This window comes from Sorangium sp. So ce836, assembly GCF_028553905.1.
GTDB lineage: Bacteria > Myxococcota_A > Polyangia > Polyangiales > Polyangiaceae > Sorangium > Sorangium cellulosum_D.
In genome coordinates this window covers 14373498-14398426 of record NZ_CP102233.1, presented here as the reverse complement: position 1 = coordinate 14398426, position 24929 = coordinate 14373498, and the positions used below count along the sequence as shown (strand labels likewise).

Sequence of the window (24929 nt, the reverse complement as noted above, 5' to 3'; positions counted from 1 at the left end):
CAAAAGGATAGTCAGGACCGCCGGTTAGGCGAGCCCCGCCGACGTCTGACGCGCCGGGCTACGCCTCGGTCGCCAGCAGGGCCCGGAAGCTCTCGCGCTTCGTGAGGAGGAGCCAGCGGAGGTTCTTCATGAGCTTGCCCTGCTCCGACAGGGCCGCGTGGCTCAGGAGGACGAGCTCAGCCACGCTGATGCCCTCGCGCACGTCCTCCGGGGAGACCTTGACGCGGCCGTCCGCCGCGGCGCGGCAGCGGGCGAAGCGAGAGATGATGACGGTGGCGAGCGACAGGTCGAGGACCGCGGCCAGGAGGTGCCGGGGCGCCGAGAAGATGTGCCGGCGCTGGAGCACGAGGCGCAGGTAGTCCTTGACGAGGGTCCCCTCGTCGCCGGCGAGGAAGCGGTCGACCGTCCTCACCCGCTGGAGCTTGAACGGCCTGGGGATGAACAGCATATCGACGGTGCCGCGGCCGAGCATCCAGGCGGCCTTGTTGCCGAAGCTGCGCAGCGCGTGGAGCTCCGTCCACGAGGCCTCTCCGACGCGGTGGGCCTCCCGGACCCGCGACGGATAACAGAGGTTGCCGAGGAGATAGGCGAACAGCACCCGGGCGTAGAACGAGGGCTTCTTGCGGGGCTCGAGCGGCGCGGGCGCCTCGGCGCCGGCGAGCGCGAGGGCGGCGTCGATCGAGACGTCCGCGGCGCGCTCGGCGCCCGGGGGGAGGGCGCGCTCGAAGGCGGTCGTCCAGTCGTAGAGCCGCGCCAGGATCGCCGCCGGCGAGGCGTCGGTCGCGAGCTCGGCGTCCCAGCGCGCCACCGCGCGCAGGTACTGCGGCTGGGCGAGGATGACGCCGCCCAGCGTGGCGAGCGCCTTCGACATCCGCTCGGTGTCGCCCCGCTGCTGGAGCTTGTCCTTGAGCTGTCGATCCACGGGCTCGCCGTAGTTGTCGCGGATCGACGGGCAGAGATGGGACAGCTGCGCGACGACGACGTCCTTCTCGTCGCGGACGAACCCGAACGGGAACGCCTGGCACGACCTGGGGATGTACTCGTGGCCAAACCGCTTCTGCATGCTGCAGAGCAGGTCGTCGTCGAGGAAGACGCACTGGAGCCGGCGGTCCTTCTCCCGCATGGGCAGGACGCCGCGCGCGATGACGAGCGCCCCCTCCTCCCCGGCTCGCTCCCGCACCCACGGCTCCTCGAGGTACCGCTTGGCCTCGTCGCTGCCGAAGCGGATGTTCCAGGGCAGCCGGCAGCAGCGAGCAGGGCAGTCGCGGCACGCGAACTTCTGATCCGGGGGAGAGGAGAGCTTCTCCGCCGGAAGCTTCGGGAGCTTCTTCGCCGGAGAGGCGTGCTTCGTCTTCGTCGCCATGGGGCGGCCGACGATACAACGCGACGGCGATCCGCGCCCGATCCGGCCGCGCCCTCCATCGCCGTCCGCCCCCGCCCCGACCTGCCGGGCGAAGTGAGCCGATGCGCTCAGGCGTGGCAGAACGCGACAGCCGGGAGGGCGACAGACAAAAATACAGCGCCGCCGGGGCCTCAGGGGGGCGAAGGCCGCGCCGGCGGCGCTGGCCTCCCATGAAGCACCGACCATGCCATCCGGAGGATCCCTAGAACCGGCCGAGAATTGCGGCAGTGCGTCGGGGACATCCCCGCCAGGTTTCGATTCTGAAACGCCGTGCTCTCAGCGTTGCACGATTGTAAGGACCATTGTCATACCAACGCATTTCACCGCGGACGTAACAATTACAGCTATTGCTGTGTTTTTCTCCTGATGTGGCACGTACTGGCGTATTCCGTGCTACGAGCGCTGTACCCCCTACTAAGGAGAAACAAGATGCGACTTGCTCTTCCCCTGTCAGCGGTTGCAGCGATGTGCCTGTCGCTTGCCGCCTGCGGCGACGACGACCCGAGGCCGCAAGGGGCGACCTCCGGCACGGGTGGCGAAGGCGGCGACGGCGGCGACGGCGGCCAGGGCGGCGACGGCGGCCAGGGCGAGGGCGGTCAGGGCGGCGACGGGGGCGGCGGCGGCGCCCCGGAGGCGAAGGCGGACGGCGAGGCCTGCACGGCCAACGACGAGTGTCTCGGCGGGCTCTGCTTGACCGAGGAGTCGTTCGGCTGGGCGGGCGGCTACTGCTCTTCGCTCTGCGACGAGGAGCTGCTGCCTTGCGAGGAGGGGTCCGAGTGTCTGCCCCGGGACAGCTACTCGCTCTGCCTCAAGTCCTGCGCAGCTGCGGCCGATTGCGGGGGAGCGGGGCAGACCTGCGTCGACATGGACGGGGCTGGCTGGCAGATGTGCGTCGGCGGCTGCGACGCCGACGAGCAGTGCCAGGGCTCCTGCGACGACGACTCCGGGTTCTGCGTCGCCAAGGGCGAGACCTGCGACAACGGCAAGGACGACGACGGTGACGCCCTGCAGGACTGCGAGGAGCTCGACTGCTCCGTGCAGGGAGCGTGCGCCGATCGCATCGCCGCGGCGTGCACGGGGGCGACCGACGTGTCCGAGGGAGGGACGTTCACCGGCACGACCGAGGACGGCACCGACGTGTTCGGCGCGATCTGCTCGGACATCTTCGGAACGTACGCCGCCGGCTCGGGCCTCAAGGAGAAGGTCTTCCAGTTCGTCGCGCCGGCGAAGGGCGTGGTCGGGTTCGCCGCGTTCTCGGACGATCCGGAGGGCGTATTCGACTGGTACGTCCGGAGCAGCTGCGACGACGCGACCACGCTGCTCGGCTGCGTCCAGGCGTTCGTGCCGGGCGACCCCCTCGTGGAGCTGCCCGTCGACGCCGGCGAAACGTACTTCATCTACATCGAGGCCCTGAGCGAGGCGGACGCGACGTACGAGCTCGAGGTGACCTTCGTGGAGCAGATCTGCGGCGATGGAGAGATCGTCGGCACGGAGGAGTGCGACGACGGCAACACCGTGGACGACGACGCGTGCAAGAACACGTGCGAGGTGAACGCGGAGGTCCTGTGCGCGAACGCCGTGGCGCTCACGGAGCTGGAGGCGGTGGGGGACACGTCCGAGGGCACGCAGGGCTTCACGGGGTCGTGCGGGGGCGCCGGCGGGGAGATCGTGTATCGGTACACCCCTTCGGCGAGCGGCGATGTGACGATCACCGCCACGCCGGAGGGCGACGCCGATATCGTCCTCTACGCGCGGACCGACTGCGCGGATCGGGAGAGCGAGCTCGCGTGCGCGGATGATCCGGTCGAGATCGGGTTCCCCGAGTCGATCACGGTGGCGGTGACCGCCGACACGCCGATCGACATCTTCGTCGACACCTACGGCCCGCGCTACGTCGGGCCGTTCACGCTGACGATCGCGCCGGCGGAGTGACCTGGAGCCGAGCGGCGGCGCCGCCGCCTCGATGTCGCGGCGCTGCCCGCGGGCGGCGCGCGTCGCCGGAAGAGACGCGAACCGGCCGTCCGGGAGGCTCGGCCTCCGGACAGCCGGGGAGCGCAGCAGGTGCCGCTGTCACTGCGGCGGGAGCGCGGCCTCCTGGCCCTTCATGCTCGGCGGGTCGACGACCTGGAGATCCATCGTCGCGACCTGGCCCGGCTTCACCGGCACGCCGCCACCGATGCTGGTCGACTCCACGTTGACGAGATAGGGCCCGGGCGGGAGCCCGGACGCGCGGTACGAGCCGTCCTCCGCGGTGACAGGGTGGTACATGACGAGCGCGCCGTCGTCCCCGATCGAGGTCACCAGCATGAGGCGAACCCCGGCGAGCGGCTTGCCGCCGACGGTGACGCGGCCGCGGATCTCCCCTTCGCCCTGGGGCGCAAAGGCGATGTCCCGCTCCACGGTCTTCCCCTCTTCGATCTCGACGCCAGCGATCATCACCTGCTCACCGCGCCGCAGCATCACGCGGATCCCGCCGGGCGGGACCTGCTCGAAGTGGAAGCGGCCCTCCGCGTCGCTCACCGTGTTGACGAAGCCGATCGGCCGGTGCATCAGCGTGACCCGGGCGCCGGCGATGGGCTTGCCGTCGGCGTCGCGCGCCACGCCGGAGAGGCTGCCGCCGGGCGACATCACGAGCTTCACCGGCGGGATGCCGTCGCAGCTCGAGACCTCGATCTCCTTCGAGCTCACGGCGTTGCTCCCGTCGTAGCCGCGGACGACGATCGTGCCCTTCGGGACGTGCGGCAGGCTGAACGAGCCGTCGTCCTCGGTCTGCGCCTGGGCTGCGGCCTCCATGGCGACGTTGCTCATCTCGCCGGCGACGAGCAGCGACTCGGCGTCGACGTACACGCCCGGCAGAGGGGCGCCGGAGGGGTCCACCGCGCGCCCGGTCAGGGTACATCCCTTCGAGAGGGTCAGCTCCATCTTCTCGACGTCCCCGGCGCGCAGCAGGGTGAGCGGGGAGAACGCCGGCGCGAACTCCGCCGCCGTGGCCCTGACCATGAACTCCCAGGAGGGCAGCTGCTCGATGCGGAACGAGCCGTCCGGGCTCTCGAACGTGCGAGAGAACAGGGGCGGGGTCGCAGGGGTCTCCGCCGTGACGGCCGACAGGACGTCGATGGCGAAGCGCCGCACGGGCTCGCCGCGCTCGTCCAGCACGCGCCCCTCGATGACGCCGCTCTTCGGGAGGACGAGGCTCACCACCTCGCCGGGGTGCGCGGTGGTCGCCGTGGTCCCGTACCCCTCGACGCTCGCGCTCAGCTGATAGGTGCCGTCCGGGAGCGCGAGCTCGAACCGCCCGCCGTCGTCGCTCTTCACCGAGCCCGCCGTCGAGAGCACGTTACCGGCCACCTCGAAGGTCGACGCGACGACGGTCACGCCCGCGATGACGCTCCCGTCGGTGCTGTAGACATGGCCGCTGATCGTGGGCCGCGCCTGCGGCCGCTCTGCGGGCGCGGCGCCGCCGAGGAGCGCCCTGTTGCGATAGCGGGCGCGCTTCTCCACCCCGGCGGCCGGCGCCTTTCCGCCGGCGGTCTGCTCGCCGCTCGGACGCAGGGCGAGGAAGACGGAGACGCCGGCGAGGGCGGCGAGGAGAAGTCCGACGGCGATCCACAAGGGGCGACGCGAGGGGGTCCGTTGCGACGTACTCGGTTGCATCATTGTTCCTCCAGACAAGTTGACCTGGCTAGCGCTCTGCGCCGGACGCTCGGTGGAGGCGGAGAAAGAGAGAGGGGCCGCCGGCGGATGCCGGCGCCCCCTCTCGCTCCGCACGACGCGACCGTCGAGCGCCTCCCCGACCTGCCCGGGGCCGTTACTGAGGGCTTTCTGCAGGGAGGCTCACGCCGATCGGTCGAACGCCGGGCGCCGTCTCAGAGCCCGATGGAGACCGGTCTCAGGGGTGGCCAGGGCTAATGCTCGGAGTGAACGTGACGGGATAGGGCAACGACATCGGGGTATGATACTGGCACACGAGCTTTATCACGCCGTTCCAGTCGTCCTCCATCCCGACGCACGTGGCCAGGCGCGCCTTCTGATACCGTGAATCGATGCCGTAGCTCACCACCGGACCGGGCACGAGGCTGATGGCCCCGCCCGCGTACGAATAGGAGTTCGCCACGCAGTCCGGCATCCCCATCGTCGTCGTCTGGTGAATGAAGAGGTTGGCGAACGTGGCGGCCCCGGGCACCGCCGTGACCCCCCATCTGCCCGCGTAGATGCACCCGTCGTTGAACAGGTCGCCGACCTGCTCGGACAAAGCGAAGCCAGCCACACCGGCGGGAATCTTCCTGATACCGTTACTGATGGTCACACTGTAGCCGCAGTCCTCGCGGACGGCCATGGCGCTGCCAGAGACCGACATGACCGCCGCGAAAGCGAGCGCCCAACGAGCAATCTTCTTCATGAGAAATACCTCCGAGGAATCGAATCTGTGGTGAAGTTTGATGCAGATACCTATCCAGATCGTCACCCAAGGGATTCATGCCCCGGGGCCTGCGCCAGGGGAGTCATGGCCCGGCGGGCGCGACGCGCGTTGTCGTCGGCCCGTCATGGCCACGCTCCCGGAGGAACCCGCCCCGAGGTCATGACGCGAACAACAGGAGACTATTCTCCCCGCGCCCTCGCGCAAGAACTTTTGACTGGCATTCTTCCGCTCGAAAACGCGACGGAGATAGAACCAGGGAGAATACCGGCACTCCTCGACTATGCTCTCATACCCTCTGCCTCGAACGCACCCCATGGGCTCCCACATCCAGCCGAAGTATCACGCACCTGCGCCGCGAGAGGCGCTGTGCGACGGCGCTGCGAAGAGCGGTCCAGGCCGCGTATGGCGGCGGGAGCGCCCGCGCGGGCGCGCGAGGAAGGAACACGCGGAATGCGCGCGAACGCTCGCGCTCGACTCCCGAGGATGCTTGTGGGTCCCGACCCCTCATGCGACGCCGATGAGCACCGCGGAGCCACACGGCGGCGCGGCGTGACGGAGCGCGGCAGTCTCGCGATGATGGGATATCGAGACATCGAGTCGCCGCGGCGGGCCGGGTTCGTCCCGGCCTCCCGGCGGCGCCCGGAGCGGGCGCGCCGCGTCTCGGCTGGACGTGGGCGCGGCGATCCCGGACGCGCGGGGGGGCCGCGCGTCAGCGGATCGTGACGGCCAGCCGGTAATCGAAGAGGGCCGCGGAGCGCGACGCGCCCGACGCGGCGCGGACGCGGAGGAAGTACGTTCCCGCCGGGAGCGCGTGCGCGCCGGGGTGGCGCGGGGCGTCGCCGGTGCCGTCGAGGAGCGAGCAGCGCCCACGGCCGCCGTCGTCGTCGTCCGCGATGAGCGAGCCCTCGGCGTCGAGCAGCGAGAGGCGGCTGTCGATCTCGAGCGACTCGCACGCCTCCGCGCCGCCCTCGACGATCTCCGCGCGGATCGAGCGGCCCTCCGGGAGCTCCACGGCGTAGACGTCGAAGTCGTCGGTCGTCCGCGCGCCGGCGATGAAGACGTCGGAGCCGATGGGCCCGTTCGCCTCGGCGGGGGTGCCGTTCGGCTCGTCCTCGGCCCCGGCGGGCTCGAGGATCTTCACCTGGAGCAGGTAGAGCGGGATCGCCGCGCCGCCGTCCCGCGCCGCCGCCTCGATATCGTATTCACCGGCGGGCAGCGCCACGACGAGCGCCGAGCAACCGCCGATGCCGCCCGCATACTCGGCGTCGGAGAGCCCCTCGTCGGTCGCGACGAGCGCCCCCCCCGCGCCCAGCACGCGGAGGGTCGTGCGGATATCCCCCTCGCAGCCCGCGGCGGTGCCGTCGAGGACCTCGAGGCGCACGACCGAGGCGACAGGCAAGCTCATGTGAAAGACATCCCTGTCGCCCGCGCCGAGGCTCGCCGCGACGAGCGCGTCGCCCTCGATCACGAGATCGCTCGCGACGGCCTCTCCGGGGGTGTCGTTCGGCTCGATCTCCGCGGTCACCGCCTCGAGCTGACAGGCGGCGCTGCACCCGTCGCCGCCCGCGGCGTTGCCGTCGTCGCACCCCTCCGGCGCGTCGCGGAGGCCGTCGCCGCAGACCGCGACCCGCTCGCAGCGCGGGCCGCAGAGCGCGCCGCCGTCGCACTCCTCCGCGCCCTCCCTCACGCCGTTGCCGCACGAGGCGTCGAGCGAGACGCGCAGCGTGTAGCGCGCCCCCGGCAGCTCGGGGAAGCCGCGGACGCGGACATAGTACGTCCCCGGCGCGAGGCGGCGCGCCGCGGCGCCGCCCGCGCTCGTCGAGTCGATGAGCGAGCAGGCGCCCACGCCGCCGTCGTCGTCGGACGCGAGCACGGTCGCGCCGTCCGCCGCGAGGAGCGCGAGGGCGGTGTCGATACCGTCGGCGCAGCGGTCGGGGCCGCTCGAGTCGAAGGTCTCGAGCCGGAGGTCGGCGATGGTGGTGAGCCGCAAGGCGAAGAGATCGACGTCGCCCTCCGGCTCGATCGCGCCGGACACGAGCGCTCCCGGCGCCACGGCGCCGTTCTCGTCGGCCTCGGCAGGGGTCGAGTTGGGCTCGACCTCGGCCGTCGCCCCCTCGAGCCGGCACGCGGCGTCACAGCCGTCCCCGCCGTCGGTATTGCCGTCGTCGCAGACCTCGGGATCGTCGATGAGGCCGTCGCCGCACACCGGGATGCGCTGGCACGCAGGCCCGCACGCGGGGCCGCCGTCGCACTCCTCCAGGCCCTCGACGCGGCCGTCGCCGCAGACGGCCGTCGTCCGCGCGCGCAGCGTGTAGCCGGGGATATAGCCGCTGCCGTAGTCCTCGACGCGCACGAGATACGTGCCCGGCGCGGGGATGGCGGCCTGGATGCGGGAGCACGCGTCCTCACCGCCGTCGTCGTCCTCCGCCATCACGGCGCCTTCCGGCGAGAGGAGCTGCATCACCGTGTCGACATCGCGGCACGAGCGCGGGCCGCTCGTGTCGAACGTCTCCAGATCGAGGTCGGCCACGCGGGGGACCTCGACGGCGAAATAGTCGATCTCGCCCGGCGGATTGATCGACGCGGTGAACAGCGCGCCCGCCGCGGTCGCCTGCCCCGCGGTCGCCTGATCCGGCGCGTCGTTCGGCTCGATCTCCGGGAGCGTCCCCTCGAGCTCGCACGCGGCGCTGCAGCCGTCTCCGCTCTCGGTGTCGCCGTCGTCGCACGTCTCGGCGCCGTCGACCACGCCGTCGCCGCACACCTGGATGCGCGCGCACTCCGGGGAGCACCCCTCGCCGCCGTCGCACGCCTCGGCCCCCTCGACCACGCCGTCGCCGCAGAGCGCGGTGAACACGACAAGCAGGTTGTAGCCGGGGATCGTGGCGTCGCTGGAGAACTCCTCGACGGCGACGTAGTAGGTGCCCGGCTGGAGCTGGGTCGCCCACGGGGCGACGCTCGCGTCGATGAGCGAGCAGGCCTCGGGGCCGCTGTCGTCGTCGCTCGCCAGCACCGTCGCGCCGTCCACGTCGAGCAGTCGAAGGAAGGTGTCGACCCCCTGGACGCACGCGCTCAGGCTCCCTGGGCTGAACGTGGCGAGCAGGACCTCCGCGACGCTCGGCACCTCGAAGGCGAAGACGTCGACGTCGCCGAGCGGCGCGATCGCCCCCGAGACGAGCGCGTTCGGCCGGAGCGCGGCGCGCTGGTCGGCCTCCGCCGCGGTGTCGTTCGGCTCGACCTCGGGGAGCGGGGTGTCCAGCTCGCACGCGGCGCTGCAGCCGTCGCCGCCGACCGTGTTTCCGTCGTCGCAGAGCTCCGGGCCCTCGAGCGCGCCGTCGCCGCACACCGAGGTGTCCAACGTGAGCGAGAGCGTGTAGTCGAAGGTCGCGGGCTCCGCAGCAGGGGAGATCTGCACGCTGACGAGGTATTCGCCGGGACTCAGCTTCTCCAGCACGAGGTGCGAGCAGTAGTTGCCTTCGTCGATATCGTCGTGGTCGGCGATCGTCTCGAGCCTCCCGTCGACGATCGTCACGTAGGTATCGACGCCGAGCGAGCTGCACGTCGTGCCCAGCGGGCCGTCGAGCGTCGCTGCCTCGAGGCGCCCGAGCGCGCCGTCGGGGACGGTCACCGAGAACACGTCCACATCGCCTTCGGGATCGATGAACGCGCGGATCCGGCCGTCCGGCGCGATGGCAAAGGCATCATTGGCCGACGCGAAGCCGTCGTTCGGCTCGACCTCGCACCCGGGCTCCACCTGACAGGCACGCGAGCAGCAATCGCCGTCCTCGTTGCCGCCGTCATCGCACGTCTCCGCGCCGCCCAGCGCGCCGTCGCCGCACCCGGCGGTGCACGCGCTCGGCGACCCGCCGCAGGCGAACCCGGGCTCGATCGCGCAGCCCGGATCGCACCCGTCGCCGGCCGTCCGATTCCCATCGTCGCACGCCTCGGCGGGCGCCCCGACAGCCCCGTCGCCGCACACCCCGCCTGGCGCGCCGCCGGCGCCGCCGCTGCCGGCCTCGCCGCCGGCGCTGGCCTCGCCGCCGGCGCCGCCGCTGCCGACCGCGGGCTCATCGATCTTGCTGCGGTCGACGGCGACGAGCAGCTCGCACCCGATCAGGGCCGGAGCCCCAAGACCGAGGAGCAACGGGAGCGCGGTCCTGCGATGGAAAATCATAGGGGCTCGGCCTCAGCTCGGCGCGATCGCCGACATCATGGCGATCGCGGCCAGCACGTCAGGAGCGCCGCAGGCTCGCCGCGGCGCCGTGGCCGGCAGCAGACCCAAGCCCCACCGTTGCGTCAAGGGACAGCGCGCGCCGAGCGTCAGTACGTCACGGTGACCGTCGTGCGCAGGTATTCGTCGCTGTCGATCTGGGAGAGCATGAAATGCGCGACGTCCTCGCGAGAGATGGTGGGACCAGCAAAGAAGTAACCGCCCATCGACAGGTGATCGGCGCTGGCGCGGTAATCCTTGGTGAGCCGTCCGTCCGTGAGCTTGGGCGGGCGCACGACGGTCCAGGCCACATCGCTCTGGCGGACGGACTCTTCCATGCGCTGCATGTCGGAATACCGGTTGCGGAGCAGCGGCTTCAAAAGGACGCGGAACCACAGCGCGCTCTGCTGATCCTCGCCGATGCCCGCCGAGGTGACGGCGATCAGGCGGCGGACGCGGTGCTCCTTCATCGCGCGGAGGACGTTGGCGATGCCCTCGGAGTAGACGCGCGTCGGGCCCACGCCGCGCGACCCGACGGCGGAGAGGACCGCGTCGTGACCGGACACGGCGCGCGACACCTGCTCGGCATCCATGATGTCGCCCCGGAGCGCGCGCAGCCGCTCGTGGTGCGGGACAGGGATGCTGGCCGGCGTGCGCGCGAATGCGGAGACCTCGTGGCCAGCCTCCAGGCCCTGACGGACCAGCGCGGCGCCCGTGCCCCCAGTCGCCCCCAAGATCAGCAGTCTGCTCATGTACCGCCAGCCTACCCGGTCTGCCGCGGCGGGTTCAATACGCGCGACTCACCTTACGCATGCCCCCCGAATCTCGTTCTGCGTTGTGGAGCGATGCGCGCGCGCCGCCCTGGGCGGGACGCCGGCCTCATCCGTCGAGCGCCGCCGGGGATCCGGGGGAGCGGTGCTCGCCGGTCAGGCGCCGAGCCGCAGCCCCACGACCACGCCGTGGTGATCCGAGCCGGAGAACGGCGCCCGCTCGCAGCGCGTGATCGTCCACCCCTCCCCCGGTTGAACGAAGACATAGTCGATGCGGCGCAGCGGGAGGCCCGCCGGCCAGGTGCCGCCGGCCTCGCCGGGGTGCGTCTGCGACCAGGCGTCGAGCCAAGAGCCCTCTCCGGCGCTCGCCTGGAGGTAACAGACCGCCTCCTCGCTCGGGAGCGCGTTGAAGTCGCCCATCAGCACGGCGCCGAGGCTCTTCGACTTCTCGCGCTCGCGCGCGGCGAAGCTCACGAGCTCGCGCACGGTGCGCGCCCGCGCGCGCTTCGACAGCGAGAGGTGCGTGACGAGCACGTCGATCACCGCGCCCGCGCGCCGGATCGCGGCGCGCAGGACGACGCGCTGGCTGTCGCGCTCGAACGGGTCGTCGCGATCGAGCGTGAGCGCCTCCACGGAGTGGTCGAGCACCTCGATGTCGTCGCGGCAGAGCAGCGCGACCCCCTCGCACTCGCCGCCCGCGGCGACCCGCCCCGGCGCGAACCAGGCCCGGTATCCGCCGACGAGCCGCGAGAGCTCGCCGGCCTGGCCGAGGTCGCCGCTCGCGCCCTGCGCGTGCACCTCCTGGAGCCCGATGATGCAAGGGCGCAGATCGCCGATGAGCCGGGCCAGCATCGCACGGCGCCGCTCCCAGAGGGCGACTCCCCCCCAGATGTTCTGGGTCAAGATGACGAGGTCGCGATCCTGGCTCAAATGCCTCCTCCTCGGGCGTCAGTCCGGGGACGTCTTAACCAGCTTGTCGAGGAGGCTCAAGGCCCCGTGAGCGAGCCAGTCCCCGGCCTTGGCCGGGAGCGACCGCTCCGCGAGCGTGCCCCGGGTCACCGGCCGCGAGCCCGCCCTGTCCCTCGAGAACAGGTCCGCCACCTGCGCGACGAACTCCGGATCGAACACGAAGAGGTTCACCTCGTTGACGGCGCTCAGGCTGCTCGGGTTCGCGTTGAACGTGCCTATCGTGCACCAGTCGTCGTCGATGAGCGCGAACTTCGAGTGCATGACGTCCCGCTGGTACTCGAAGAGCTTGAAGCCCCGATCGAGCCACGCGGCGTGCTCGGCGCGCGCGGCGCGCTGGATGATGGGCAGATCCGTCTCGCCGGGGAGGATGATCTGGACGTCGACGCCGCGCGTGGCCGCGTCGACGAGATCCTTGAGCATCCCGGCGGGCGGGAAGAAATAGGCGTTCTCGATCCAGACGCGCTCCCTCGCCCGCCGGATCGCCTCGCGGTAGCGGCCGTAGACCCGCGCGTTGTCGTCCGGCGTGTCCGCGACGAGCTCGAGATCCGGGTACTTGCGCCCGGTCGCGTAGTCGCGCAGCCCCTCGGAGCCGCCGTCGGCCTCGCGCCAGCGCTGCTCAAAGAGGAAGGCGAAGTCTTCGACGCAGGGGCCCTCGAGGCGCATACAGACGTCGTGCCACCCCTTGCCGCCGCGCCGCTCGGGGAGCCACTCGTCCCCCCACGCGGCGCCGCCGGTGTAGGCATACTCGTCGATCACGATGACGCGCGAGTGATCCCGCGGCAGGAGCCCGCCGCGGCCGAGGCTGGACGACATCGGGCGGTAGGCGCGGACCTCGATGCTGCGGCGCCGGAGCTCGTCGAAGAACGGGGCGTCGGTCTCGTGCGAGCCGAGCGGATCGTAGAGGAGCCGCGCGCGCACGCCGCGCGCCGCGGCCCGCCCCATGACGTCCGCGAACGCGCTCCCGAGCAGGTCGTCGCGGTAGATGTACGTCTCGATGTCGACGCGCCGCTCTGCGCGCTCGACGTCGCGGAAGATCGAGCCCAGCACCGCCTCCATGCCCGGCAGGAGGGTGAGCGCGTGCTGCGCCGTCAGGATGGGGCCGACGGGCCTCGGCGCGCCTGCGCCGGCCGGGCCTCTGGGCGGCTCGCCCGGCACGGGCGAGCTGCGTCCGTCGCCGACGGGGCTCAGCAACCGGCGGTCACGGGAGATCATCGGCGGAGTGTGGAGGATGCGCGGGAGAAGGCGAGCGCTACCGGACCCGCCGGCGCTGCGCCGCGCGCGGGCGCGCTCGCTCACTTGAGGGAGAGCGGACCCTCGCCGGCGGCGGCGCCGCCCTTCATCTCGTGCGTGTTGGGATCGTACTTCGAGGTGCACTTGGCCATCACGAGGCTCGCCTCGAAGTTGCCGTCCTGCTGGAGCGTGCCCTCGACGGTCACCTGGACGCCGCCGCCCTTCACGTCGCGGAAGGTGTCGGGGATGACGCACTGGGCGTAGCGCACGGGCAGCGCCGCCTGCGTGCCGTGGATCTCGAAGCGGTACTCGCAGGGGGTGTCGCGCTTGGCCAGCGTGCCGGGCACGAGCTCTCCCTCGACGCGGACCTTGCGGCCGGCGAGCTTGTCCTTGGAGGCGAGCAGCTGATCGACCGGCGTCGCGTAGACGGCCGCTTCCTTGAAGCCGACGAGGAACAGGGCGACGAGCGCGCCGACCATGACGAGCAGCGTCGCGAGCAGGCCGACGCTGCGCGACGGGCGCCTTGTCGGCGGGCTCGCCGCGGCCGGCTTCACCACCGCGGGCGTGTCCTGCTGCTCTACGAGAGACAGCGCCTGGGCCAACTCTTCATCCAGCTTCTTGCTCATCGTGGAACCCTTCAGGCACAGGCTAGCCCGCGCTCCACGACCGGTCGAGCGCCACCTGCACGCCCCCACGCCCGGGCGGCGGCACCCCGAGGGTTCGGACAGCCCTACCGGACTTGTCCCTCGCGAGCGTACTGCACGAACCGGCGCGCCTGCTCGCGGAGCGTCGAGACGCTCGCGGTGTCGTCGGTCGTGAAGAGCAAGCGGATCCCGTCCGCCGCCTCGACGACCCTGCCGTGCGCGCCCGCGCGGGCCATGTCGAACAGGCGGCAGCGCGCCTCACCCTCCTGCGGCGACGGCTGCTCCTCCTGGTCGAGCGCGGCGAGGTGCGCGTCGAGCCGACGAGCGAGCCGCTCGAGCGACATCGCGGTGGCGCCGGGGACCGGCGTCAGCACGATCTGCACGCCGCCCGGGATGTCCTGCGCGCTGACGCTCGTCGACGCGGAGATCTCCTCGCAGAGCTCGCGCTCGTCGTGGTCGACCGGCGCGCCCTGGCCCTGCCGCTCGCCCGGCGCTCCCTGGCCCTGCCGCTCGCCCGGCGCGCCCTGGCCCTGCCGCTCGCCCGGCGCGCCCTGGCCCTGCCGCTCGCCCGGCGCTCCCTGGCCCTGCCGCTCGCCCGGCGCGCCCTGGCCCTGCCGCTCGCCCGGCGGCTGTCCCTCGGCTGCGTAGGGCACCTCGGACTCGAACGTCGGGGTCCTGCCGATCGGCTGGGCCGGCCGCCGCTGGCCGCCGCACCCGGAGACGAGCGCGAGGAGCGCGGCGGCGCCCAGAGTTACGTGCATGCGATGAATCGACGCGTTCATGGAGGCCTCCTGGCTTTTCTCCACCCGGCCGGGCTGCAGCCGCCGTGCCCGCGGGCGCGCGCCCCGCGGCGATCGCGCCCTGTACAGAGCGGCACCGCGGTGCACGCTCCGGCCTGCGTGCCCCCCACGGCGCGCGGCGCGCGCGCCTGGCGACGATCGCCGGCCCATCTGCGCTAGGCTCGGCCGCCGCCCCCTCCCGGCCGCGCCGCGAGGGAGGCCGAGCGCGCGAAGCATGCGACGTCCCCGATCGCCCCTCTCCCTCCTCGCTGCCCTGCTCGTGCCGCTCGCCTGCGGCGCGGGCGCGTGCTCCGGCCGCCCGATGACGGCGGCGCCCGCGCCCGCCGGCACGGCGGCGCGCGCCCCCGCCCGCGGGCCCGCCGCCTCCCCGCCGCCGCCGCCGGCCGACACCGCGGAGGCGGCCGACGCCGCGGCGCAACCCGGCCGCACCCCGCTCGGCGCGCCGCAGCTCGAGCCGCTCGCGTTCACCGTCGAGCCGTCGCTCGACGGCCGCTCGGTGGTGTTCGTCTCCAAGACGTCGTCGGACCGGTTCGGCTGGGTCAGGCGCCTCGACGCCGCGACCGGCGAGCTCGGGCCGCCGCTCCCGCTCGTCGACGAGGACCTCGCCGGCGCCCTCTCCTCGCCCAGCGGGAGCACGACGCTGCTCACCTCGCAGGACGGCGAGCTCTGCGCGACGACGTTCCTCCCCGACGAGACCTCATCCGCGTCCCGCGCATGCGCGAGGGCCCGCGCGCACGCGGCGGCGGCCGTGGGCGAGCGCGTCGCGCTGATCGAGCTCGAGATCGCCGATCCCGCGAAGCGCGACGTCGCCGCGAAGGCGCGGCGCGCGGCGCGCGAGCGCTCGGCCGCGGCGAAGCCCGCCCGCAAGGCGCCCGCCCGCAAGGCGCCCGCGACGAGGCGGCCCGAGAAGGCGTCCGGCGGCCGCGGCGCGCCGGCCGAGAAGAAGAAGCGCGGCGCGGATCGCGGGCGGGAAGGCCGGCCCAGGAAGGCCCCGCGCGCGGCGCCCCAGCCGAAGCGGCCGGATCCGCTGCCCGAGGTCGAGGTGCGGATCCGCTGGTTCTCGCCGGCCGAGGGGATCGCGACGACGTCGTCCCCCACCGGGCTGCGGTTCCGGCCGCCGCTCGACGGCATGGGGCTCATCGACGCCGGCGGGCGGCCCGGCGCGATCGACCTCCTCTACTACGCGGCGAGCGCGAAGAAGACGAGCACGTCATGGCTCGGGAGCGCGCAGATCGCCTTCGCGTCGCTCGGCGAGGACGGCAAGCTCGACGCGAGCCGGCGCGCCGTCGTGGCCGAGGGGGACCTCGACTACGGCGCGCTGCGCGGCCACGTGGATCCGCGCCTCGCGACGGCGAGCGCGGGCGCGGTGGCCGTCGACGTCACCGGCCGCAACGGGGCCTGCCAGGCGACGCGCGTCGCGCCCTCGCTCCAGCGGCTCCCGGCCGGCGCCGCTCCCAGGGCGGTCTGCGCCGTGGATCCGGCGCGCCTCGCGGACCCGACGCCGCTCGCGCCGGCCGAGATCGGCGCGCTCGAGCGCATCGCCGCGAGCGGCGCCCGGCGCGCCGCGGGGCAGCCGGCGTACGATCCGGGGCTCGCCGTGTGGGCGGGCGATCGCGCCTACTTCCAGACGATCGCCGGCGAGCTCTTCTCGGCCTCGCGCGCCGACGGGCAGCCGCGCCGCGAGCCGGACCCGTTCCCGGCGCGGCGCGCGCGCCTCGCGTGGGGCGCGTTCGCGGCGGACGGCGAGGGGCTCGCCCTCGCCGCGGGGCAGCTCCACCGGCTCGACGCGCGCGGCCAGATCTCCGCGTCGGCCGCGCCGGCAGGCCTCGGCGCCGCGCCGCCCGGGGGCGCGCCGGGCACGCCGATCGACGAGCCGGAGCGCCCCGCCGACCGGCGGCGCGCGGCGCGCATCGGCGCGTCCTGGTGGCTCGCGAGGACCGACGTGGTGCGGCTCGCGCCCGAGCCCCTCGTGGTGCCCGCGCTGCGGGGGCGCGCCCACGAGGGCGGCGCGGCGCTCGTCGGCGGCCGCGAGCGGGGGCTCTTCCTCGAGGTGCTCGGCGATCGGCTCCAGATCACCGGGATCGACGCCTCGGGCGCGCTCGCCGCACCGGGCGCGCAGGCCGCGCTCGCGCGCGTCGACCCCCGCGCGCCCCGCGCCGCAGCGGCGCCCGCCGTGGCGATCGCGTCGCCGGTGCGCGCGGGGTTCGACGCGTGCGAGCGGCGGGGCGGCGGGGCCCTCGTCGCCGGCGTGAGCGCCGGCGATCCGCGCAAGGTCGTGGCGCTCTCGATCGACGCGCTCGGCCGGCCCGGCCCCGCGCGCGAGGCGTCGCTGCCGCTCGCCGAGGGCGACTCCACGGTGCGGCTCGTCGCCCTGCCCGAGGGAGGCGCGCTGCTCAGCGACGCGGCCCGGAGCCACGTGGTCTGGCTGGACGACGACGGCGCGGAGCTCGCGTCGCAGCCGTGGCCGACGGACGACACCGGCGCGCTCTGCGTCGACGGGCAGCCGGCGCGGCGCGCGGTCCCGGCGCCCTCGCCGGGCGCCTTCGTGACCGTCCCGGAGCTCGCGGCCCCCGGCGCCTGCGTGGCGGGTGACGTGGTCTGGGCGGCCGACGGCAGCCTGCGGTGGTTCGGGAGCGCGGTGCGCGGGCTCGACGCGCAGGCCGAGGCGGGCGTCGCGCGCCCCGCGCTGCCGGCGGCCGCGGGCGCGGCGGCGCGCCCCGCCGCGGGGCCGCCGACGGAGGCGCCCGCCCCCGCGCTGCCGGCCGCGCCCGCGTGCCCCTCGGACATGGTCGCGATCGCGGGCGGCCGCTTCTGCATCGATCGCTTCGAGGCGATGCTCGTCGACGGCGCCACCGGACAGGCGCTCTCGCCCGACTACCCGTCGACCCCGAACCTCCTCGAGATCACGCTCGCCGAGTGGTCGACCGGCCGGCGGCGGATCGGCGACGTCCACGCCCGCGCCTTCCCGCTGCCGCTGCTCCCTGGCTGGCAGCGCGGCCGGCCGACCGCCGCCCTGGCCCGCTCCCGGTCCGGGGTGCGGCCGAGCGGCTACGTGACCGGGCTCGTCGCCGAGAGCGCCTGCGCGGCCGCGGGCAAGCGGCTCTGCTCGGTCGACGAGTTCGTCACGGCGTGCCGCGGCGAGGACGACACCCTGTACCCGTACGGCGACACGTTCGAGGAGGGGGCGTGCAATGTCTTCCGGCCGGCGCACCCCGCCGCCCTGCTCCACGGCAACGCGTCGATTGGCCACCTGGATCCCCGGCTCAACCGCGTGCGCAGCGCCCGAGAGCCCCTGCTCCGCGAGACGGGCGGGAGCCCCCGGTGCCGGAGCCGCTGGGGCAGCGACGCGGTCTACGACCTCGTGGGCAACCTCGATGAGTGGGTGAACGAGCCGGGCGGCGCGTTCGCCGGCGGCTTCTACGCGCGCTCGACCCGGGCGGGCTGCGAGGCGCTCATCACGGCCCACCCGCGGAGCTACCTCGATTACTCGACCGGCGTCCGCTGCTGCCAGGACGGCCCCGCGGCGACGGCGACAGAGTCGGAGTCGCTCGAGGCGGCGCCCGCCGGCTCACCGGTGGGGCCGAGCGGGCATCTGCCGGAGCATTCCGGTCACGGCGAAGGCGGCGGAAATCACGAGGAGCACGTTGAGCCAGCCGTCCTCGGGCAGAACGCCGAGCACGCCGAGCAGCCACATCAGCAGCGACACTAGCACCACGCTCCAGAGCACCACGTCGGTCCAGCGTTTCATACGGCCCCTTTCGAGAGGGTTCGCCCGAGGACGAAGCGAATCGCGTGCCACGCCGTCGCGGTCGCGCGCTCCCGCGTGCTACGTTCGGCGTGATGAGCGCGTCATCCTCCGCCATGGAAAGCGACCTGGAAAACCCGACGGAAGAGCACCGGATGCTGCGGCAGATGGTGCGGGATTTCGCCCGTGAGGTCGTCGAGCCGCAGGCCGACGAGCACGACCGGAGCGCCACCCTCAACGTCCCGCTGATGCAGCGCCTTGGCGAGCTCGGCCTGCTCGGCGTGACCGTGCCCTCCGAGTACGGGGGCGCGGGCATGGACGCGCTCGCCGCCGTGATCGTCCACCACGAGCTCGCGAAGAGCGATCCCGGGTTCACGCTCGCGTATCTCGCCCACGCGATGCTGTTCGTGAACAACTTCTTCCATGCCGGGAGCGACGAGCAGCGCGCGCGGTACCTGCCGAAGGTGCTCTCCGGCGAGTGGATCGGCGCGATGGGCATGACCGAGCCCACGAGCGGGACAGACGTGCTCGGCATGAAGACGTTCGCCCGGCGCGATGGAGACCGGTACATCCTGAAAGGGCGCAAGGCGCTCATCACGAACGCCCCCGAGGCCCAGATCTTCCTGGTCTACGCGACGATCGAGGGCAGGGTCACGACCTTCGTGGTGGAGCGCGGGTTCCCCGGGTTCTCGACCGACGAGAAGACGCCGAAGATGGGAATGCGCGCCAGCACGATGAGCGAGCTCATCTTCGACGACTGCGTCGTGCCCGCCCGGAACGTCCTCGGCCAGGAGGGCGGCGGGATCCGCAACATGATGAGGAACCTGGAGCTGGAGCGCCTCACCCTCGCTGCCATGAGCCTCGGAATCGCGGATCGCTGTCTGGACATCATGATCCAGTACGCCGGAGAGCGGAGGAGCTTCGGAAAGCCGATCGCCGAGCACGGGCAGATCCAGCGCTACATCGCGGAGAGCTACGCCAAGACCGAGGCGGCGCGCGCCCTCATCTACTCGGTGGCGCGCAACGTCAGCCCCGACCGGAGAAACCGCCTCGGGACGGACGCGGCGAAGCTCTTCGCGGCGCCGGTGGGCAAGGAGGTGGCCGACAACGCCATGCAGGTGCTCGGCGGCTGGGGGTACTGCACCGAGTACAAGGTGGAGCGGTTCTTCCGGGACGCCAAGCTGCTCGAGATCGGCGGCGGCACGCTCGAGTCCCATCAAAAGAACATCACGCGAGAGCTGATCGGCCGCATCACCTGACCCCGCACGCCGCACGGCCCCGCTCGCCCGGCGCCGGCGCGCATTCGTCGGAGACGGATCCCCGGGCGAAGGGCGATGTCGCCGGCGGCGGTCGGGGCGTATCGTGGCGACTCGCTGCCAGGCGGCGCGGGGGGGCGATGAGCTCCTGTCACGCCCTGGTTGCGAAAAGGCAGCGCTGGTTTTGCGGTCCGGCCATCGGGACGCCACGCGCCTCGTCCAGCATCGTCATCCATGGATTGGGGAGCTCTGGCGACGGTCGCGCCGACGGCGCTGTCATCTACCATCTATGCGACGCTCCAGGCCTCGTTCCTCTTGAGGATCGCCCGGCACCGCCTCGAAGCGGCGCACGACGCGCCGCGGCCGCTCGCGGCGCCCCCGGTCGTCAGCATCCTCAAGCCTGTCGCGGGCGTCGATGACGAGCTCGCCAGCAACCTCGACTCCTTCGCCCGCCTCGATTACCCCTGTTACGAGCTCGTCTTCGGCGTCGCCTCGCGCGAGGACCCGGCGGTGCCGGTGATCCAGGCCTTCATCGAGGCGCACCCCGAGGTGAAGGCGCGGCTCTGCGTGACGGACCCGAGCGAGGCGTTGAACCCGAAGGTGGCGCAGCTCCTCGAGCTCACGCGCAGGGCGGAGGGCAGCGTCCTTGTCATCTCGGACGCGAACGTGCGTGTTCGCCCGGACTACCTCCGCACGCTCCTGTCGCGCTTGATGCGGCCCGGCGTGGGGCTCGTCTCGAGCCTCGTCGCGGGCACGGGGGAGCGCACGCTCGGCGCCGTGGTCGAGAACGCGCAGCTCGGGGCGTTCATCGCGCCCGGGATCGTCGCCGCCGCGGAGCTCGCGGGGCGGTCGATCAGCGTGGGCAAGTCGATGGCGATGCGGCGGGCCGATCTCGAGCGGGTCGGCGGGCTCGAGAGCGTGGGCAACGTGCTGGCGGAGGACGACGTGCTCGGGCAGCGCTTCAGCGCGCGCGGGTTCGTGGTCGATCTGTGCCTGGATCCGATCGAGAACCGCAACACGAGCTGCTCGCTCATGCGCACGCTGGATCGGCACACCCGCTGGGCGAAGATGCGGCGCGCGCTCGTCCCGCGCTGCTTCGCGGTGGAGCCGTTCAACTCGCCGCTGCTCATCGCCTGGCTGACGTTGCTGCTCAGCCCGACGCGCCTCGCCCTGGAGGTGTGGCTGATCGCCTGGGCGCTGCAGAGCCTCGGGACGTTCCTGGCCCTGAGGGCGCTGCGGCCGGCGCGCTCCAACCTGCTGCTCGTGGCCGCGGAGCCGCTCCGCACGCTGTGCTGGTTCTTCTGCTGGCTGAACGCCTACTCGAACCGGCGGGTCGCCTGGCGGGGGAACGCGTTCTATATCGGGGCTGGGTCGGAGCTGGTGGCGGCGGACGAGCCGTCCTCGGTGCGATCGCCGGCCCGGTGACGCGCGGAAGATACGCCAACCGCTCTACAGGTGAACCGAGAGGACACCGATGGCGGCGCCGGCCAGGATGAGCCAGAGCGAGCTCACGCGGTAACGGACGAGCAGGAGCGTTGCCACGATGGCCAGAGCGCCGGTGAGCCAGTCGACCAGCGCCGCCCGGGCGAGGCGGTAGGAGACGACCGCCATCAGCGCGAGCGACGCCGCGTTCACGCCGTCCAGGAAGGCCGACGCCACCGCGGAGCGGCGGACGCGGGGGATCAGCGGGCCGCTCAGCGCGACGAAGAAGAACGCCGGGAGGAAGATGCCCAGCGTGGCGACAAGGGCGCCCGGGCCACGGCCAAGGAAATACCCGATGAACGTCGCCGTCGTGAAGACGGGGCCGGGCGTCACCTGGCCGACCGCCACCGCGTCGAGCAGCTGCGCCTCGGTCATCCAGCCGTATCGCTCGACGAGATCCGCGCGAAGAAACGCGAGGAGCACATAGCCGCTCCCGAAGAGGACCGAGCCCACCTTGAAAAAGAACAGGAACAGCGGCAGGAGCCCGAACGGCACGCCCGCGGCCGCGGCCGTCGCGGCGCCGCCGGCGAGCGGGACGACGAGGCCCGCCACGCCGGGCGACGAGCCCTGAGGGCGCCCGGCCGCGACCCGGAACGCCACCGCGAGCGCGCCGGCGCCGGCCAGGATCGCGAGCTCGTGGACGCCGAGCAGGCTCGCGCCCGCGCAGAGCGCCGCGAGGCCCGCCGAGAGCTTCGAGCGCAGACCGGCGCGGCCGAGACCCCAGAGCGCCTGGACCACCACCGCGATGATCACCGGCTTCACCCCGTAGAGCAGCGCCGACATCTCCGGCACGGCGCCGAACCGGACATACCCCCACGCAAAGCCGAGCGTGATGAGCGCCGCCGGAACGATGAAGCACGCCCCGGCCACGAGCAGCCCCGCCCAGCCGGCACGGCGGTGCCCGATGTGGATCGCGAGCTCGGTCGAGCTGGGTCCCGGGATCAGGTTCGTCGCACCGTAGAGATCGAGGAAGTCCTCGCGCGTCATCCAGCCGCGCCGGCGGACCACCTCGTCCTCCATCATCGCGACGTGGGCCGCAGGGCCGCCGAACGCCGTGACGCCCAGCCGGAAGAACAGCCGCGCGAGCTCCCAGAGCGCCGCGCCCCGGGCCTCGCCGGGCGCCCGGGCCCCCCCGCTGACCGAGCCTTCGCCCATGACCGTGCTGCCTTGTGTACCAGAAGCGGGCCCCGGAAGGGCCGCCGATGGCCTGGATGGGGCCGCCGCCAGGGCAGCCCCCTCCGCGGCGCCGGGCGCCCGCCGGCGGGCGCCGGCGCGGCCTTCATTCGATGGGGAGGTCCGGGATCTCCGGCGGGACGAGGAAGAAGATCTTGCGGGTGCTCAGCGTCGTCACGCCGTCGCCCGTGACGACGATGTTCGCCGTGAAGACCTGCGGCTCCGTCGTCGGGGGCACCGAGACGTTGATCTTCGGGAGCACGTCGAAGCAGACCGTCGGCCCCGGGAACACGTTGGCAAACGTGTCCGCGACGCCGTCGAGGTTCTTGTCCACGACCCTGAGCCCTGAGGTGCAGGGCTCCGGCGCCAGGTTGTTCGCGATGATCCTGTCGATGAACGCGCTCACGGCGTCGACCGTGTCGGTCTCGTCGTCCTGCGCCGCCGCCGAGATGTCGAGCGTGACGTAGGTCGTGAGCACCTTGATCGCCTGCACGACGGCCAGGTTCAGGCCGGTGCCGCTGCTGGAGGTCTGGAACACGAGCGGGCACTTGCCGTTCGCCGCCGTCACGCCCCTGCCGTTCTCGCCGGTGCAGCACTGGCCGACATCGCACCGCGGCGGGCGCATGCCCTCGGGGCCCCACGCCGTCGGCGGAACCACCGAGCCCGTCGCCAGCGCGCCGGCCGTCAAATCGGCCTTCGCCTCGCTCCCGTCGGAGGTCGCCACCATGCCGATGAGGCGGCCGCCCAGGGCGGTCACCGCGCTCAGCGCCTGCTGGTAATTCGGGGACGCGATCCTCGAGTAGCCGTACCCCGGGATCGTCCCGTTGTGGCTTGGCACGTCGGTGATCATCACCACGATGGGCAGCGAGCCGGTGCGGAAGCCCACGCCGCCGATCGTGCCGATCGACTCGCCCGCCGGGATGTGGCCCGGCGGCGCGGTCGCCGGGTTGAACGCCGGCACGCTCGAGCGTCCCTCGTTCGTGCCCCGCCCGCTGGCGATCTGGAAGAGCGCCTCCCAGCCGCTCTCCGGCTCGTCGTTGCCGCCCGAGGCCGAGAGCTCGTCCACCGCGTCCTGCACCGATTCCCGCCCCTCCGGCGTGAGCACGCTCATCACCCGGTGCTCCAGGTAGAACGGCTGGTCGGCGGAGCTTCCGTACGGGTCGGTCGGGAAGTCCTTGTAGTGGGTCACGCCGATACCGATGCTCGGGATCTCCTCGGCGAGCACATCGATCATGTCCTGGAGCGCGCCCTGCAGGTTCCTGATGGAGCCGCTCATGGAGCCCGTGGTGTCCATCGCGAACACCACGTCGGCCTGCGAGATGTTGGTCGAGAAGTCGAGCGTGTCCTGCGCCGGGCTCGGATCGTCCCGGTACGGCACGATGAACACGAAGTCCCCGTTGGCCCGCGGGTTATCCAGGTCGTCGTTCGGGTTCGTGCCGGCGGCCACCTCGATGAGATCGCTCACGCCGTCCTCGTCCGTGTCCTCGCTCGCGGTGCTGGACTCGAGCGGGTCGAGCACGCCGTCGCAGTTGACGTCCTCGAGCTTGTCGAGCAGGCCGTCGTTGTCGCTGTCCAGATCGAGGAAATCGGCCGCGCCGTCGTTGTCGCTGTCGATGGGCGGCTTCGTGATCTCGCCCTCGCCCCGCTCGACCGCGTCGGGCCGGCAGTCGCCGTCCGAGTCGAGATCGCGGAACGCCGGGATCTTGTCGCCATCGGCGTCGATCTCTCGCTCGAACCGATCGAGGATGCCGTCGTTGTCCGAGTCGGTGTCGCGGAAGTCAGGCCACCTGTCGCCGTCGGTGTTCACCGGGTCGAGCGGGTCCGGCCCCAGCTCGTTCTTGTCGAAGAGGCCGTCGCCGTCGTCGTCGAGGTCCGCGTAATCGGCCGTGCCGTCGTCGTCGCGGTCGCCGTCGCCCTCCTCTTCGTCGGGGATCCCGTTGTTGTCGGAGTCCTCGTCGCGGAAATCCGGCACGCCGTCGCCGTCGCTGTCGGGCAGCGCGGTTTGCCCCGCGGGGATGGCGCCCTCGAGCTTGTCGGGCAGCCCGTCGTTGTCGGAGTCGGTGTCCTCGAAATCGGGCACGCCGTCGTTGTCGGTGTCGACCTCCTCGTCGCGCCCCTCGTCCGCGTCGCTGATGCCGTCCTCATCCGTGTCCTCGATCGTCGGCCCCGCATCGGTCGTCGGCGGCGGCAGCGGGGCTTTGTCGTTCGACGCAGCGGTGCAGCCGACCGGCACGGAGAGCAAAAGGCAGTAGAGCAGAGGACGAAAACTACGACGCATAGCAACTCCTGCGCGAGTGTGGGTGCGAAATCCTAGACGCTCCGCACAACCTGGACAACCGACATTCCATCGCGCCGTCGCGCCGTCGCGTCATCGCGCGCGCGCGCTTCCGATGTCATCGACAGCCGAGGGACTGCGGCGCAGCAGCGGCCGCCCGCCGCCTCATGCGCCGACAACGGAACGCCGCGGCCTGCTTCGCTGTCGTCCGCCGCGGGCGCTCGATCGCTTCAGGGAAGTTTCAGGCGAGGCACCGTGACGGTCACCGACTCCGCCGGCGCGCTCTCACGGTAAGGGCAATGACGACATTTCGAGTTGCAGCAGTATCCCCGCTTCAGGTGATACGCCGCTGTGAACACCACCCGGCCGCCTTCGAGGTAATAGTCTTCGCCTTCGATGGCCTTAGGAGGTTTCGGCCCGCGCATCTGCCCTCGATCAAGCTACTCCGAAACGCGTACCGGCGCCATCCGACCCCGGGGCGCGGCCGGGCCGCGACGCCCGCCCGCCGCCCGTGCTACGCCTGCGCCGCCCGCCGCGCGCCGGTGCTCGGGCGGGT

Annotated in this window: 16 protein-coding genes; 4 read left to right on the top strand and 12 right to left on the bottom strand. The window is 72.6% G+C overall.

Annotated elements, in window-relative coordinates; genetic code table 11:
• Window positions 1-58 precede the first annotated feature (58 nt).
• Window positions 59-1363: a YkgJ family cysteine cluster protein gene (locus tag NQZ70_RS52560; RefSeq protein WP_129580963.1), complete on the bottom strand. Its 1305-nt coding sequence runs from the start codon at window positions 1361-1363 to the stop codon at window positions 59-61.
• Window positions 1364-1867: 504 nt separating this feature from the next.
• On the opposite strand from NQZ70_RS52560, the gene NQZ70_RS52555 reads away from it, so the two are divergent.
• The gene (locus NQZ70_RS52555) at window positions 1868-3334 is read left to right on the top strand and encodes a DUF4215 domain-containing protein (RefSeq protein ID WP_207217694.1); all 1467 of its coding nucleotides are present in this window, start codon (window positions 1868-1870) and stop codon (window positions 3332-3334) included.
• A gap of 138 nt (window positions 3335-3472) precedes the next feature.
• Here NQZ70_RS52555 and NQZ70_RS52550 read toward each other — a convergent pair whose 3' ends face one another.
• The 8 genes from NQZ70_RS52550 to NQZ70_RS52515 form a co-directional block, all read right to left on the bottom strand.
• Window positions 3473-5056, bottom strand: a complete 1584-nt coding sequence (locus NQZ70_RS52550; protein WP_237244869.1) for a collagen binding domain-containing protein — start codon at window positions 5054-5056, stop codon at window positions 3473-3475.
• 235 nt (window positions 5057-5291) lie between these two features.
• Entirely contained in the window at window positions 5292-5801 is a 510-nt protein-coding gene (locus NQZ70_RS52545) for a hypothetical protein (RefSeq protein WP_129580960.1), read from the bottom strand.
• Between the two features lie 730 nt (window positions 5802-6531).
• Entirely contained in the window at window positions 6532-9993 is a 3462-nt protein-coding gene (locus NQZ70_RS52540; RefSeq protein ID WP_129580959.1) for a DVUA0089 family protein, read from the bottom strand.
• 146 nt (window positions 9994-10139) lie between these two features.
• Window positions 10140-10781 (bottom strand): NAD(P)-dependent oxidoreductase, encoded by a 642-nt coding sequence (locus tag NQZ70_RS52535; RefSeq protein WP_129580958.1) that lies wholly within the window; start codon window positions 10779-10781, stop codon window positions 10140-10142.
• A 174-nt stretch (window positions 10782-10955) separates the two neighbouring features.
• Entirely contained in the window at window positions 10956-11729 is a 774-nt protein-coding gene (locus tag NQZ70_RS52530) for an endonuclease/exonuclease/phosphatase family protein (protein ID WP_129580957.1), read from the bottom strand.
• 18 nt (window positions 11730-11747) lie between these two features.
• The gene (locus tag NQZ70_RS52525; protein WP_129580956.1) at window positions 11748-12980 is read right to left on the bottom strand and encodes a phosphatidylserine/phosphatidylglycerophosphate/cardiolipin synthase family protein; all 1233 of its coding nucleotides are present in this window, start codon (window positions 12978-12980) and stop codon (window positions 11748-11750) included.
• A gap of 80 nt (window positions 12981-13060) precedes the next feature.
• Window positions 13061-13624 (bottom strand): cytochrome c maturation protein CcmE, encoded by a 564-nt coding sequence (locus NQZ70_RS52520; protein WP_129580955.1) that lies wholly within the window; start codon window positions 13622-13624, stop codon window positions 13061-13063.
• Window positions 13625-13728: 104 nt separating this feature from the next.
• Window positions 13729-14424, bottom strand: a complete 696-nt coding sequence (locus NQZ70_RS52515; protein WP_129580954.1) for a collagen-like protein — start codon at window positions 14422-14424, stop codon at window positions 13729-13731.
• A gap of 232 nt (window positions 14425-14656) precedes the next feature.
• On the opposite strand from NQZ70_RS52515, the gene NQZ70_RS52510 reads away from it, so the two are divergent.
• The 3 genes from NQZ70_RS52510 to NQZ70_RS52500 all read left to right on the top strand — a co-directional run bounded on the left by NQZ70_RS52510 (window position 14657) and on the right by NQZ70_RS52500 (window position 20868).
• Complete coding sequence (locus NQZ70_RS52510) at window positions 14657-18151, top strand: hypothetical protein (RefSeq protein WP_165374605.1); 3495 nt, start codon at window positions 14657-14659, stop codon at window positions 18149-18151.
• A gap of 131 nt (window positions 18152-18282) precedes the next feature.
• On the top strand, window positions 18283-19446 hold the full coding sequence (locus tag NQZ70_RS52505) for an acyl-CoA dehydrogenase family protein (protein ID WP_129580952.1): 1164 nt from the start codon (window positions 18283-18285) through the stop codon (window positions 19444-19446).
• A gap of 231 nt (window positions 19447-19677) precedes the next feature.
• Complete coding sequence (locus NQZ70_RS52500) at window positions 19678-20868, top strand: glycosyltransferase (protein ID WP_129580951.1); 1191 nt, start codon at window positions 19678-19680, stop codon at window positions 20866-20868.
• 24 nt (window positions 20869-20892) lie between these two features.
• Here NQZ70_RS52500 and chrA read toward each other — a convergent pair whose 3' ends face one another.
• The 3 genes from chrA to NQZ70_RS53685 all read right to left on the bottom strand — a co-directional run bounded on the left by chrA (window position 20893) and on the right by NQZ70_RS53685 (window position 24798).
• Window positions 20893-22080: a chromate efflux transporter gene (gene chrA / locus NQZ70_RS52495; RefSeq protein WP_129580950.1), complete on the bottom strand. Its 1188-nt coding sequence runs from the start codon at window positions 22078-22080 to the stop codon at window positions 20893-20895.
• A 124-nt stretch (window positions 22081-22204) separates the two neighbouring features.
• The gene (locus NQZ70_RS52490) at window positions 22205-24376 is read right to left on the bottom strand and encodes a VWA domain-containing protein (RefSeq protein WP_165374604.1); all 2172 of its coding nucleotides are present in this window, start codon (window positions 24374-24376) and stop codon (window positions 22205-22207) included.
• Between the two features lie 227 nt (window positions 24377-24603).
• Window positions 24604-24798, bottom strand: coding sequence for a DUF5522 domain-containing protein (locus NQZ70_RS53685; protein WP_129580949.1), 195 nt, complete (start codon window positions 24796-24798; stop codon window positions 24604-24606).
• Between the last annotated feature and the right edge of the window lie 131 nt (window positions 24799-24929).

Bases quoted from the DNA above. Each gene is read 5' to 3' on its own strand.
- chrA (WP_129580950.1), bottom strand. From the start codon at position 22,080: ATGGGCGAAGGCTCGGTCAGCGGGGGGGCCCGGGCGCCCGGCGAGGCC.
- NQZ70_RS53685 (WP_129580949.1), bottom strand. From the start codon at position 24,798: ATGCGCGGGCCGAAACCTCCTAAGGCCATCGAAGGCGAAGACTATTAC.
- NQZ70_RS52520 (WP_129580955.1), bottom strand. From the start codon at position 13,624: ATGAGCAAGAAGCTGGATGAAGAGTTGGCCCAGGCGCTGTCTCTCGTA.
- NQZ70_RS52535 (WP_129580958.1), bottom strand. From the start codon at position 10,781: ATGAGCAGACTGCTGATCTTGGGGGCGACTGGGGGCACGGGCGCCGCG.
- NQZ70_RS52515 (WP_129580954.1), bottom strand. From the start codon at position 14,424: ATGAACGCGTCGATTCATCGCATGCACGTAACTCTGGGCGCCGCCGCG.
- NQZ70_RS52505 (WP_129580952.1), top strand. From the start codon at position 18,283: ATGAGCGCGTCATCCTCCGCCATGGAAAGCGACCTGGAAAACCCGACG.
- NQZ70_RS52555 (WP_207217694.1), top strand. From the start codon at position 1,868: ATGTGCCTGTCGCTTGCCGCCTGCGGCGACGACGACCCGAGGCCGCAA.
- NQZ70_RS52560 (WP_129580963.1), bottom strand. From the start codon at position 1,363: ATGGCGACGAAGACGAAGCACGCCTCTCCGGCGAAGAAGCTCCCGAAG.
- NQZ70_RS52490 (WP_165374604.1), bottom strand. From the start codon at position 24,376: ATGCGTCGTAGTTTTCGTCCTCTGCTCTACTGCCTTTTGCTCTCCGTG.
- NQZ70_RS52540 (WP_129580959.1), bottom strand. From the start codon at position 9,993: ATGATTTTCCATCGCAGGACCGCGCTCCCGTTGCTCCTCGGTCTTGGG.
- NQZ70_RS52500 (WP_129580951.1), top strand. From the start codon at position 19,678: ATGGATTGGGGAGCTCTGGCGACGGTCGCGCCGACGGCGCTGTCATCT.
- NQZ70_RS52525 (WP_129580956.1), bottom strand. From the start codon at position 12,980: ATGATCTCCCGTGACCGCCGGTTGCTGAGCCCCGTCGGCGACGGACGC.
- NQZ70_RS52545 (WP_129580960.1), bottom strand. From the start codon at position 5,801: ATGAAGAAGATTGCTCGTTGGGCGCTCGCTTTCGCGGCGGTCATGTCG.
- NQZ70_RS52510 (WP_165374605.1), top strand. From the start codon at position 14,657: ATGCGACGTCCCCGATCGCCCCTCTCCCTCCTCGCTGCCCTGCTCGTG.
- NQZ70_RS52550 (WP_237244869.1), bottom strand. From the start codon at position 5,056: ATGCAACCGAGTACGTCGCAACGGACCCCCTCGCGTCGCCCCTTGTGG.